11 protein-coding genes are annotated in these 12,636 nt (G+C 65.0%); 9 read left to right on the plus strand and 2 right to left on the minus strand.

Features of this window, described 5'->3' with window-relative positions:
- The first annotated feature begins 2 nt into the window (after positions 1–2).
- From ACPRTJ_RS18185 to ACPRTJ_RS18200, 4 genes are all read left to right on the plus strand, one after another.
- Positions 3–836, plus strand: coding sequence for an alpha/beta fold hydrolase (locus tag ACPRTJ_RS18185; protein WP_043862860.1), 834 nt, complete (start codon positions 3–5; stop codon positions 834–836).
- A 44-nt stretch (positions 837–880) separates the two neighbouring features.
- On the plus strand, positions 881–1,318 hold the full coding sequence (locus tag ACPRTJ_RS18190) for an acyl-CoA thioesterase (protein WP_043862859.1): 438 nt from the start codon (positions 881–883) through the stop codon (positions 1,316–1,318).
- Between the two features lie 49 nt (positions 1,319–1,367).
- Complete coding sequence (locus tag ACPRTJ_RS18195) at positions 1,368–2,327, plus strand: tRNA dihydrouridine synthase (RefSeq protein ID WP_054916655.1); 960 nt, start codon at positions 1,368–1,370, stop codon at positions 2,325–2,327.
- A 115-nt stretch (positions 2,328–2,442) separates the two neighbouring features.
- Complete coding sequence (locus ACPRTJ_RS18200) at positions 2,443–2,886, plus strand: Hsp20 family protein (protein ID WP_043862857.1); 444 nt, start codon at positions 2,443–2,445, stop codon at positions 2,884–2,886.
- Positions 2,887–2,994: 108 nt separating this feature from the next.
- Here the strand turns inward: ACPRTJ_RS18200 and ACPRTJ_RS18205 are convergent, their stop codons facing one another.
- Positions 2,995–6,291 carry a PAS domain S-box protein gene (locus tag ACPRTJ_RS18205; RefSeq protein ID WP_043862856.1) on the minus strand — a complete coding sequence of 1,099 codons (3,297 nt, stop codon included), beginning with the start codon at positions 6,289–6,291 and terminating at the stop codon, positions 2,995–2,997.
- Between the two features lie 61 nt (positions 6,292–6,352).
- Positions 6,353–7,231 carry a LysR family transcriptional regulator gene (locus ACPRTJ_RS18210; RefSeq protein ID WP_043862855.1) on the minus strand — a complete coding sequence of 293 codons (879 nt, stop codon included), beginning with the start codon at positions 7,229–7,231 and terminating at the stop codon, positions 6,353–6,355.
- A gap of 142 nt (positions 7,232–7,373) precedes the next feature.
- On the opposite strand from ACPRTJ_RS18210, the gene leuC reads away from it, so the two are divergent.
- From leuC to asd, 5 genes are all read left to right on the plus strand, one after another.
- Positions 7,374–8,807, plus strand: a complete 1,434-nt coding sequence (gene leuC / locus ACPRTJ_RS18215) for a 3-isopropylmalate dehydratase large subunit (protein WP_043862854.1) — start codon at positions 7,374–7,376, stop codon at positions 8,805–8,807.
- The gene (gene leuD, locus ACPRTJ_RS18220; RefSeq protein WP_236176742.1) at positions 8,804–9,448 is read left to right on the plus strand and encodes a 3-isopropylmalate dehydratase small subunit; all 645 of its coding nucleotides are present in this window, start codon (positions 8,804–8,806) and stop codon (positions 9,446–9,448) included. The genes leuC and leuD overlap by 4 nt, the downstream gene beginning before the upstream one ends.
- Before the next feature lie 44 nt (positions 9,449–9,492).
- The gene (locus tag ACPRTJ_RS18225; protein ID WP_043862852.1) at positions 9,493–10,260 is read left to right on the plus strand and encodes a class I SAM-dependent methyltransferase; all 768 of its coding nucleotides are present in this window, start codon (positions 9,493–9,495) and stop codon (positions 10,258–10,260) included.
- Between the two features lie 55 nt (positions 10,261–10,315).
- Positions 10,316–11,398, plus strand: coding sequence for a 3-isopropylmalate dehydrogenase (gene leuB / locus ACPRTJ_RS18230; protein WP_043862851.1), 1,083 nt, complete (start codon positions 10,316–10,318; stop codon positions 11,396–11,398).
- 64 nt (positions 11,399–11,462) lie between these two features.
- Positions 11,463–12,575, plus strand: a complete 1,113-nt coding sequence (asd, locus tag ACPRTJ_RS18235) for an aspartate-semialdehyde dehydrogenase (protein WP_043862850.1) — start codon at positions 11,463–11,465, stop codon at positions 12,573–12,575.
- The last annotated feature ends 61 nt before the right edge of the window (positions 12,576–12,636 follow it).

Consider the following 12,636-nt stretch of genomic DNA (forward strand, 5'->3'; position numbering starts at 1 on the left):
TGATGAACAGCCTGAGCTGGATTCGTGGTATCAACGCCACTGTTGGACGCCTGGCACCCAATCGGGTGGCCGGGCAGATGCGCCAGGCCTTCATGAGCCCGCGCACCTTGCCGCCACGCGACTGGGAACTGCCGCTGCTGGCGCGTGCCGAGCGCATTACCCTGCGCTTTGGCCTGAGTGCGCTGCGCTGGGGGCAAGGCCCCACGGTGCTGCTGATGCACGGCTGGGAGGGGCGCCCCACCCAGTTCGCCCATCTGATCGAGGCCCTGGTGGCCGCCGGCTATTGTGCGGTGGCGCTCGAAGGGCCGGCCCACGGCCGCTCGCGTGGAAACAAGGCCAACGTGGTGTCGTTCGCCCACGCCTTGCTCGAGGCGGCCGGTGAGCTGGGCCCATTGCACGGGGTGATTGGCCATTCCATGGGCGGTGCCAGTACGCTGCTGGCCCTGCAGTGGGGGCTGCGTACCGAGGTGGCGGTGAGCATCGCCGCGCCGGCGCGCCTGCTCGAGGTGCTGCGCGGCATGGCGCGGCACCTGGGGTTGCCGGCGCGGGCGCGGGCAGCCTTCATTCGCCAGGTGGAGCGAGAGGTCGGGGTGCCGATCTCGCGCCTGGACGTGGCCGTCTACCAGCTGGAACTGCCCGGGTTCATCGTGCATGCCGAGGACGACCCGCTGGTCGCCGTCAGCGAGGCGCGGCTGATTCATCAGGCGTGGTTCGACAGCCAGCTGCTGCTGTTGCCCCAGGGCGGGCATATGCGTGTGCTGTCCGACCCGCAACTGGTCGACGGCGTGCTTGCGCTGCTGCAACGCAGTGCCCGGCCAGTGCGCCAATCGGCCTGAGCATCCGTTACACTCTGCCCGTTCACTACAGATCGGGAGCGGGCATGAGCTGGGATCGGGCAACGCCATTTACCATCGACCTGCAGGTCGGTGCCGAGGATATCGACGGCCTGGGGCACGCCAACAACGCGGTGTACGTCACCTGGCTCGAGCGCTGCGCCTGGCGTCATTCCCAGCGCCTGGGGCTGGACCTGGCCGAGTACCGGCGCCTGGACCGCGCCATGGCCGTGGTGCGTCACGAGATCGACTACCTGGCCAGCGCCTATGAGGACGACATCCTGCAGTTGGCCACCTGGATCGTCGACTGGGACCAGCGCCTGAAGATGACCCGTCACTTCCAGCTGGTGCGACCAAGCGACGGCACCACCTTGCTGCGGGCGCAGACCACCTTCGTGTGCATCGAGCTGTCCACCGGCAAGCCCAGGCGCATGCCGGCAGAATTCATCGAGGGCTACGGCGCCGCGATGGCCGGAGCCCGATAAGCCACGGTTTTTGCTAGACTGCCGGCCTTTTTCGCGCGAGACCCACGCCATGCAAATTGCCCTGGCCCCCATGGAGGGGCTGGTCGACAACATCCTTCGCGACGTACTGACCCAGGTGGGCGGCATCGACTGGTGTGTCACCGAGTTCATTCGCGTGTGCGACCGGTTGCTGCCGGCGCATGTGTACGAGAAGCTGGCCCCGGAGCTTGGCCGCGGTGCGCAAACCGCCGCCGGCGTGCCTTTGCGTGTGCAGTTGCTGGGCTCCGACCCGGCATGCCTGGCCGATAACGCGGTGCTGGCCTGCGAGCTGGGGGCCCCCGTCATCGACCTCAATTTCGGTTGCCCGGCCAAGACCGTGAACAAGTCCCGCGGCGGCGCGGTGCTGCTCAAGGAGCCCGAGCTGCTGCATGCCATCCTGCGCGAAGTGCGCCGGGCTGTGCCTGCGCATATCCCGGTCACCGCCAAGATGCGCCTGGGCTTCGACAGCCCGGACGGTGCGCTGGACTGCGCCCGCGCCCTGGCCGAAGGCGGTGCCGACCAGTTGGTGGTGCACGCACGCACCAAGGTCGACGGCTACAAGCCGCCGGCGCACTGGGAGTACGTGGCGCGGGTGCAGGAGGTGGTGAAGGTGCCGGTGTTCGCCAACGGCGAGGTGTGGACGCTGGAAGACTGGCGCCGCTGCCGCGAGGTCAGCGGCGTGGAGGACATCATGCTCGGTCGCGGCCTGGTGTCGCGCCCGGACCTGGCCCGGCAGATTGCCGCCGAGCGCCAGGGCATCGAGTTCGTGCCGCTGGACTGGCAGGCACTGCAACCGCTGCTGCAGGACTTCTGGGTGCAGGCCCGGGAACAGATGACCGAGCGTCAGGCACCGGGGCGACTGAAGCAGTGGGTGGCGATGCTGACCCGTACCTACCCCGAAGCCACGGCACTGTTTACCGAACTGCGTCGCGAGACCGACTGTGATCGCGTGGCGCGGCTGCTGGGTATTCCGGTCAGCGAGGCGGCCTGAAAAAATTTTTGTGGTCGATGCTTGAAATGTTAGGGCGGGTCCTTATCTAGGGAGTACGCGATGCCGAAGTCGGGTCGCGCAATCACCAACTCGCTGATATTTCAGGAGATGTACCATGACTACCGCATTTTCTCTGGCTCCACTGTTCCGTCAATCCGTTGGCTTCGATCGTTTCAACGACCTGTTCGAATCCGCGGCACGTAGCGAGTCGGGTAGCACCTACCCACCCTACAATGTTGAAAAACATGGCGAAGACCACTACCGAATCGTCGTTGCTGCAGCTGGCTTCCAGGAAGAGGACCTCGACCTGCAAGTGGAAAAAGGCGTTCTGACCGTCAGTGGCGGCAAGCGTGACAGCAGTGGTGAAAGCGTCACCTACCTGCACCAGGGCATCGCCCAGCGGGCCTTCAAGTTGTCCTTCCGCCTGGCTGACCACATCGAAGTGAAGTCGGCGGGCCTGGCCAACGGTCTGCTCAGTGTCGATCTGCTGCGTGTTGTGCCTGAAGAAGCCAAGGCCAAGCGCATCCCGATCAACGGCGAGAAACCTGCGCTGAACTGAGTGTGGGCTGAGTGAAAGAGGGCACCTTCGGGTGCCCTTTTTTGTGCCCGGTCCGCGGCTCTTCACTGCAGGAGCCAGCCTTGCTGACAACTGCCGTGCTGCGGTGTGTCAGTAGTCCGCCGGTGCCTGCAGCAGCATCGCCCTGAACTCGTTCAGCGGCAATGGCCGGCTGTGCAGGTACCCCTGGTACAGATGGCACCCCAGCCGCTCCAGAAACTCCAGTTGCTCCGACAGCTCCACCCCTTCGGCAATCACTGCCAGGTCCAGGCTTCTGGCCATGGCCACGATGGCCTTGACGATCTCTGCATCATTGGGGTCCAGCGGTGCATCGCGCACGAACGATTGGTCGATCTTCAGCGCATCCACCGGCAAGCGCTTGAGGTAGGTGAGCGACGAGTAGCCGGTGCCGAAGTCATCCATCGCAAAGCTCACCCCGAACGCCTTCAGCTCGCGCATCTTGCTGATGGTGTCCTCCAGGTTCTGGATCACGATGCCCTCGGTGATCTCCAGCTTGAGCATCTGGTAGGGCAGGCGGTAGTCGTCCAGGCTGCGCCGCACCCGCTCGACGAAATCGTTCTGGCGGAACTGGCGCGGGCTGATGTTCACGCACAGGCTGAAATCCATCGGATCGATCAGCCCGTCCTGCAGCATGCGCGAGCAGGCATCGCAGGCTTCGTCGAGTATCCAGCTGCCCACCTCCAGGATCAGCCCGCTTTCCTCCAGCACCTGGATGAACTGGCTGGGCGGCTGCTGGCCCAACAGCGGATGGTGCCAGCGCAGCAGCACCTCGGCTCCGACGATGCGGTTGTCACGGGCATCCACCTGGGGCTGGAAGTGCAGCGCCAGTTCGCCCCTGGCCAGGGCCATGCGCAGGTCGCTCTCCATGCGCAGGCGTTCACTGGCGGCCTTCTGCATGGTGGTGTGGAACAGTTGCGTGGTGTTGCGACCCGAATCCTTGGCGCGGTACAGCGCAATGTCGGCGCGCTTGAGCAGGTCGGCCGGCGTGGTGCCGTGGTCGGGGATCAGCGCCACGCCGATGCTGGGGGTTACCTGCAGGCGCTGGCCGTCCAGCGACATCGGCTCGGCCAGCAGCTCGCGCAAGGTGTCGGCCAGTTGGCGAACCTTGTCGGTGACCTCTTCGCGGCTGCCTTCCAGGCCGCTCAGCAGCACCACGAACTCGTCACCCCCCAGGCGCGCCACGGTGTCCTCCAGGCGCACGCTGGCTTCAAGCCGGGCTGTGATGATCTTGAGCACCGTATCGCCCACCGGGTGGCCCAGCGAGTCGTTGATGTGCTTGAAGTGGTCGAGGTCGAGGAACAGCAGGGCGCCGCGCAGGTTCTGGCGTTTGAGCAGGGCGATCTGCTGGCTCAGGCGATCCATCAGCAGGGCGCGGTTGGGCAGGTTGGTCAGCGGGTCGTGGTAGGCCAGGTGACGGATCTGCGCCTGGGCATTCTTGAGCTGGCTGACGTCGCGGGCAGTCAGTAGCAGGCAGTCTGTCTCGTTGAGGGTGATCGGCTCCATCGACACCTCCACGGTGAGGATTTCGCCGCGTTTGTTGCGCCCCAGCATTTCGCGGTGGTGCACCCGCCCGCGCTCACGCATTTCACCGAACAGCAGGGTCTGCTGCTTGTCGTCGGCCCACAACCCGATCTGAGCCATGCTCTGGCCGATCACCTCGTCGGCGCTGTAGCCGGTGAGCCGGCAGAAGCCGTCGTTCACCTCCAGGTAGCAGCCACTGTCGCGCTCGGTGATGGTGATGGCGTCGGGGCTGGAGTGGAAGGCCTTGGCGAACTTCTCCTCACTGGCCTTGAGTGCGGCTTCGCCGCGTTGCTGCTGGGTGATGTCGCGCAGGGTGGTGACGCTGCAGGGCTGGTTGTCGACCTTGATCAGGCGGCTGGAAATCACACAGGTCAGGGGCTGGCCATCCTTGTGATTGACCACCACCGCGACATTGTTCAACGCCTGGTCGCGAATCACCTGCTCGATACGTCGTGCGCGGGCGGCCGATTCGGCCCACAGCCCCAGTTGTTCGGCGGTACGACCCAGTACCTGGTCGGCGCACCAGCCGAAGGTCTGGGTGAACGCCTGGTTGATCTCGATGAACTGGCCGGTGTCCTGGCGGGTGACGCAGATGGGGTCGGGGCTGACCTGGAACAGGCTGGCGAACTTTTCCTCCGAGCTGGTCAGGCGCTGTTCGCGTTCAACCTGTTCGGTGATGTCCAGCAGGGTGCCGGCCATGCGCAGCGGGTTGCCCTGGTCGTCACGGTACAGCCGTGCGCGGCTCTCCAGGTAGCGTGAGGCGCCGTTTTCCAGCTGGATGCGGTAGGTGATCTGGTAGTTGCCCGCGGGGCCTTCGCGCAGGCTGCGATAGGCCTGGCGCATGCCGCTGCGCTCAAGCTCGGGCACGCCTTCGAAAAACGCCTCGAACGACTCGTGGAACGGCACCGGCGCCAGGCCGTGCAGTTGTGCCGCGCGGGCCGAGCCGTACAGCATGCCGCTGGGGATGTGCCAGTCCCAGGTACCCAACTGGGCAGAGTCCAGTGCCAGGTCCAGGCGCTCCTGGCTGTCCTTGAGGGCTTGTTCGGCACGTTTGCGCTCGCTGGTGTCGACGAAAGTACTGAGCAGGTAGGTGACACCTTCGAGTTCGATGGCCTGGGTGCTGAGGATGCCATCGTGGACCTGCCCGCTGCTGGCGCGAAACTGCACTTCCAGGGTCACCGGGCCGTTGTTGCCGCTGGTGGCCTCCAGCACCTGGTCACGCTGCCTGGGGTTGGCCCACAGGCCCAGTTCCAGCGTGGTACGCCCGATCACCTGGGCGCCGGGCCAGCCAAGAATGTTCTCGAAGTGCTGGTTGACCTCATGGATCAGCCCGTCGGCGCGCCGGGTCAGCAGCACCACGTTCGGGCTCAGGTGAAAAAGCGTGGCAAAGCGCTTTTCGGAGTTGATCAGTGCGGTTTCGCGTTCGCGCTGGCGGGTGATCTCGCGCACCACCCCGATCATCTGCAGGCGCCCGTCGCGGTTGGTGGCCAGGCTGCCGTTCACTTCCAGCCAGTGCAGGCTGCCGTCCGGCCAGCGGATGCGATGGCGCAGGGCCTGGTCCACCGGCTCGCCGTTGAGCACTGCATGAAAGGCCTGGCGCATGCGCGCGCGGTCCTCTTCCGGCAGCAGGTCGAGGTAGTCGATGTCGTGGGTCAGCGGTTGATGCGGATCGAAGCCAAACAGTGCCTGGGTGCCTCGTGACCAGTTGATGCGCCCGCTGCCCACATCCCACACCCAGGCGCCAAGGTGCGCACCATTGAGCGCCGCGAGCAACTGCGGCGCACTTTCCCAGGCCTGTTCCAGCTCCTGGGGGTCTGCTGCGTGGATACGGGGAAGGCGCGCAAAACGATTGGCTGACTTGGGCATCGGTACCAGACCTTTGGCGGGTGATACGTCCTTGGTGGCGGGCCGCCCGGGGCAGGGGCGGCTACGCCGGGCTTGCGTGACTGTCGAGCAGGGCCATGAAGGCTCTGGCCGCATTCGATAACGTTCGTTCCGTGTGCAGAATGTAGCCTAGCTGGCGCGACAGCTGTATGCCCGGCAAGTCGATGGATGCAACCTGCTCATCGAGCATTGTGCGCGGCAGCACACTCCAGGCCAGCCCGATCGACACCATCATCTTGATGGTTTCCAGGTAGTTGGTGCTCATGGCGATGTTGGGGACCAGGCCCTGGGCCTCGAACAGACGCTGCACAATATGGTGTGTGAAAGTGTTGCCGCCGGGGAACACGGCCGGGTGGTGGGCAATGTCCGCCAGGCCCACCGCGCCCTTGCAGGCCAGCGGGTGCTCGGGGGCGACCACGAAATCCAGCGGGTCGTCCCATACCGGCACCGCGCGCACCAGGCTGTGGGGCTCGGGGGCGAGGGTGATCACGGCGATTTCGGCGCGCCCGTGCAGAATTTCCTCGTAGGCCACTTCCGAGTCCAGAAACTGGATGTCCAGAGCCACAGCCGGGTACTGACGGGTAAACGCCCGCAACAGCGGCGGCAGGCGGTGCAGGCCGATGTGATGGCTGGTGGCCAGGGTCAGTCGACCGCTGACCTCGCCGGTGAGGTTGGTCAGGGCCCGCCGGGTGTCGTCCAGCACGTTGAGGATCTGGTAGGCGCGCGGCAGCAGGGCACGGCCGGCTTCGGTCAGGCTCACCTCGCGGCCAAGGCGGTCGAACAGGCGCACATCCAGCTGCTGCTCCAGCCCGGCAATGCGCTTGCTGATGGCCGGCTGGGTCAGGTGCAGGCGCTCGCCGGCACCGGAAAAGCTCCCGGTTTCAGCGATGGCGATGAAGGCACTAAGGTTGGCCAGGTCCACGGAATGAGTTCCTCGGGTTTGGATTCCTGAAAGTTATCCAAAGCATAAAAAATATGAATTTGAGTTATTCAATCTAACCCCATAGCATCGTCCGTACAAGCCAAGGGGTTATTGGCATAGAAAGACTGATGAGGAAAGTCTGATGGCTGGCAAAACGCTCTACGACAAGCTCTGGGATTCGCACTTGGTCAAGCAGCGCGACGACGGTTCGGCGCTGATCTATATCGACCGTCACATCATTCACGAAGTGACGTCGCCGCAGGCCTTCGAGGGGCTGCGCCTGGCCAACCGCAAACCCTGGCGCATCGATGCCAACATCGCCACCCCCGACCACAACGTGCCCACCACGCCAGAGCGCAAGGGCGGCATCGAGGCCATCGCCGACCAGGTGTCGCGCCTGCAGGTGCAGACCCTCGACGAAAACTGTGACGAGTACGGCATCACCGAATTCAAGATGAACGATGTGCGCCAGGGCATCGTCCACGTCATCGGCCCGGAGCAGGGTGCCACCTTGCCCGGCATGACCGTGGTCTGCGGCGACTCGCATACCTCCACCCACGGCGCGTTCGGCGCCCTGGCCCACGGCATCGGCACCTCCGAGGTCGAGCACGTGCTCGCTACCCAGTGCCTGGTGGCCAAGAAGATGAAGAACATGCTGGTGCGCGTCGAAGGGCAATTGCCGTTCGGCGTCACTGCCAAGGACATCGTGCTGGCCGTGATCGGCAAGATCGGGACCGCCGGCGGCAACGGGCATGCCATCGAGTTTGCCGGCAGCGCCATTCGCGAGTTGTCGGTCGAAGGCCGCATGACCATCTGCAACATGTCCATCGAGGCCGGTGCGCGGGTGGGCCTGGTGGCCACCGACGAGAAGACCGTTGCCTACGTCAAGGGTCGTCCGTATGCGCCCAAGGGCGAGCAGTGGGACCTGGCCGTCGAAGCCTGGAAAGACCTGGTGTCCGACAGCGACGCGGTGTTCGACACCGTGGTCGAGCTGGACGCGGCGCAGATCAAGCCGCAGGTCAGCTGGGGCACCTCGCCCGAGATGGTGCTGGCGGTCGACCAGCGCGTGCCGGACCCGGCGGCCGAGGCCGACCTGGTCAAGCGCGGTTCCATCGAACGCGCCCTCAAGTACATGGGCCTGAACGCCAACCAGGCGATCACCGACATTCAGCTCGACCGCGTGTTCATCGGTTCGTGCACCAACTCGCGCATCGAAGACCTGCGCGCCGCGGCCGTGATCGCCAAGGGCCGCAAGGTGGCCTCGACCATCAAGCAGGCCATCGTGGTGCCGGGCTCGGGCCTGGTCAAGGCGCAGGCCGAGCAGGAAGGCCTGGACAAGATCTTCCTCGAGGCCGGTTTCGAATGGCGTGAGCCGGGCTGCTCGATGTGCCTGGCGATGAACCCGGACCGCCTCGAAAGTGGCGAGCATTGCGCCTCCACCTCCAACCGCAACTTCGAGGGGCGCCAGGGCGCCGGTGGGCGTACCCACCTGGTGAGCCCGGCAATGGCGGCGGCTGCCGCAGTAACCGGTCGTTTTGTCGATGTACGCGAGTTGATCCAAGGGAGCGCAGCATGAAAGCCTTTACCCAGCACACCGGCCTGGTCGCCCCGTTGGACCGTGCCAACGTCGACACCGATCAGATCATCCCCAAGCAGTTCTTGAAGTCGATCAAGCGCACCGGGTTCGGCCCGAACCTGTTCGACGAATGGCGTTACCTGGACGTGGGTCAGCCCTACCAGGACAACAGCAAGCGCCCGCTGAACCAGGATTTCGTGCTCAACCATGCGCGTTACCAGGGGGCCAGCGTGTTGCTGGCGCGGGAGAACTTCGGTTGCGGTTCGAGCCGCGAGCATGCGCCTTGGGCGCTGGAAGAGTACGGCTTTCGCAGCATCATTGCGCCCAGCTACGCCGACATCTTCTTCAACAACAGCTTCAAGAACGGCTTGCTGCCGATCATCCTCGGCGACGAGGAAGTCGACGAGCTGTTCAAGCAGGTTGAGGCGGACCCGGGCTACCAGCTGACCATCGACCTGCAGGCGCAGACCGTGACGCGGCCGGACGGCAAGGTGCTCCACTTCGAGATCGACGCGTTCCGCAAGCATTGCCTGCTCAACGGCCTGGATGACATCGGCCTGACCTTGCAGGATGGCGATGCGATTGCAGCGTTTGAAGCCAGGCACCGTGCTGGCCAGCCCTGGTTGTTTCGCGACGCCTGAATGATGCAGTGATGTGCCGGCCAAGCCGCCCCAGGAGATCCATGATGACCCGCAGCACCGCACACACCGAAGTCGTCCAGCGCCAGTTCGGCGAACAAGCCTCTGCCTACCTGAGCAGCGCCGTGCATGCCCAGGGTAGCGAATTCGCCCTGCTGCAGGCCGAGCTTGCCGGGCACGCCGACGCCCGCCTGCTGGACCTGGGCTGCGGTGCCGGTCACGTGAGCTTCCATGTCGCCCCGCTGGTGGCCGAAGTGGTCGCCTATGACCTGTCGCAGCAGATGCTCGACGTGGTCGGCGCCGCCGCCATCGAGCGCGGCTTGAACAACATCGTCACCGAGCGTGGCGCCGCCGAGCGCCTGCCGTTCGCCGACGCCTCGTTCGATTTCGTCTTCAGCCGCTACTCGGCGCACCACTGGAGCGACCTGGGCCTGGCCCTGCGCGAGGTGCGCCGGGTGCTCAAGCCCGGCGGCGTGGCCGCGTTCGTCGACGTCATGTCGCCGGGCAGCCCGCTGCTCGACACCTACCTGCAAAGCGTCGAAGTACTGCGCGACACCAGCCACGTGCGCGATTATTCTGCCGGCGAGTGGCTGCAACAGGTCAGCGAAGCCGGCCTGTGCACCCGCAGCCACACGCGCCAGCGCCTGCGCCTGGAATACACCTCGTGGGTGGAGCGCATGCGCACCCCCGAGCCGATGCGTGCGGCGATTCGCCAGTTGCAGCAGGCGATGGGCGACGAAGTTCGCCAGCATTACCAGATAGAAGCCGATGGCTCCTTCAGCACCGACGTGATCGTGCTCTGGGCCCAACGCTGAGTTTTCCCCGGTACGCCAGTGCGGCGCACCGCTTGAATTGAATGATGAGGAACCCATGAGCAAGCAGATTCTGATTCTCCCAGGTGATGGCATTGGCCCGGAAATCATGGCCGAGGCGGTCAAGGTGCTGGAACTGGCCAACGACAAGTTCCAGCTCGGCTTCAGCCTGGCGCACGATGTGATCGGTGGCGCGGCCATCGACAAGCACGGCGTGCCGCTGGCCGACGAGACCCTGGAACGTGCGCGCCAGGCCGACGCCGTGCTGCTGGGCGCGGTGGGCGGGCCGAAGTGGGACAAGATCGAGCGTGATATCCGCCCTGAGCGCGGCCTGCTGAAAATCCGTTCGCAACTGGGCCTGTTCGCCAACCTGCGTCCGGCCATTCTCTACCCGCAGCTGGCCGATGCGTCCTCGCTCAAGCCAGAAATCGTCGCCGGCCTGGATATCCTGATCGTGCGCGAGCTGACCGGCGGCATCTACTTCGGTGCGCCGCGCGGCACCCGCGAACTGGAAGGCGGCGAGCGCCAGGCCTACGACACCCTGCCGTACAGCGAGAGCGAAATACGCCGCATCGCCCGTGTCGGTTTCGACATGGCCCGCGTGCGCGGCAAGAAGCTGTGCTCGGTGGACAAGGCCAACGTGCTCGCCTCCAGCCAGCTGTGGCGTGAAATCGTCGAGGACGTGGCCAAGGACTACGCGGATGTCGAGCTCAGCCACATGTACGTCGACAACGCCGCCATGCAACTGGTGCGCGCGCCCAAGCAGTTCGACGTGATGGTCACCGACAACATGTTCGGCGACATCCTGTCGGATGAGGCTTCCATGCTCACCGGTTCCATCGGCATGCTGCCGTCGGCGTCACTGGATGCCAACAACAAGGGCATGTACGAGCCGTGCCACGGTTCGGCCCCGGACATCGCCGGGCAAGGCATCGCCAACCCGCTGGCGACCATCCTGTCGGTATCGATGATGCTGCGTTACAGCTTCAACCAGCAGGCGGCGGCCGAGGCCATCGAACAGGCCGTGAGCCTGGTGCTGGATCAGGGCCTGCGCACCGGCGACATCTGGTCGGCGGGCTGCAGCAAGGTAGGTACGCAGGAAATGGGCGACGCAGTAGTCGCAGCGCTGCGGAATCTGTAATCTCTCGGGCCCGCCGCTGGTTTCTTCCAGGCGGCGGCCCACTTTTAGCGAAGGTGTAGTTGCGATGAAACGTGTAGGTCTGATCGGTTGGCGCGGTATGGTCGGTTCCGTGCTCATGCAGCGGATGCTCGAAGAGCAGGATTTCGATCTGATCGAGCCGGTGTTCTTCACTACCTCCAATGTCGGGGGCCAGGGGCCATCCGTGGGCAAGGACATTGCTCCGCTCAAGGATGCGTACAGCATTGAAGAGCTCAAGACCCTCGATGTGATCCTGACCTGCCAGGGTGGCGACTACACCAACGAGGTGTTCCCCAAGCTGCGCGAAGCCGGCTGGCAGGGTTACTGGATCGATGCCGCTTCCAGCCTGCGCATGCAGGATGACGCGGTCATCGTGCTGGACCCGGTCAACCGCAAGGTCATCGACCAGCAGCTGGACGCCGGCACCAAGAACTACATCGGTGGCAACTGCACCGTCAGCCTGATGCTGATGGGCCTGGGCGGCCTGTTCGAAGCCGGCCTGGTCGAATGGATGAGCGCCATGACCTACCAGGCGGCCTCCGGCGCTGGCGCGCAGAACATGCGCGAGCTGATCAAGCAGATGGGCGCTACCCATGCGGCGGTTGCCGATGACCTGGCCAACCCGGCGGCGGCCATCCTCGACATCGACCGCAAGGTCGCCGAGGCCATGCGCAGCGACGCCTACCCGACCGAGAACTTCGGCGTGCCGCTGGCCGGCAGCCTGATCCCGTGGATCGACAAGGAGCTGCCCAACGGTCAGAGCCGTGAAGAGTGGAAGGCCCAGGCCGAGACCAACAAGATCCTGGGTCGTTTCAAGAACCCGATCCCGGTCGACGGCATCTGCGTGCGCATCGGCGCCATGCGTTGCCACAGCCAGGCGCTGACCATCAAGCTGAACAAGGACGTGCCGATCGCCGACATCGAAGGCATGATCAGCCAGCACAACCCCTGGGTGAAGCTGGTACCGAACCAGCGCGAGATCAGCATGCAGGAGCTGAGCCCGACCAACGTCACCGGCACGCTGAACATCCCGGTAGGGCGTCTGCGCAAGCTGAACATGGGGTCGCAGTACCTGGGCGCCTTCACCGTGGGCGACCAGCTGCTGTGGGGCGCGGCCGAGCCGCTGCGTCGCATGCTGCGGATCCTGCTGGAGCGTTGATCGCTGCTGCGCGGTAGAACAGGCCCCCTCGTCTTGCGACGCAGGGGGCTTTTTTGTGGTG

Source organism: Pseudomonas palmensis (assembly GCF_049942755.1).
GTDB lineage: Bacteria > Pseudomonadota > Gammaproteobacteria > Pseudomonadales > Pseudomonadaceae > Aquipseudomonas > Aquipseudomonas palmensis.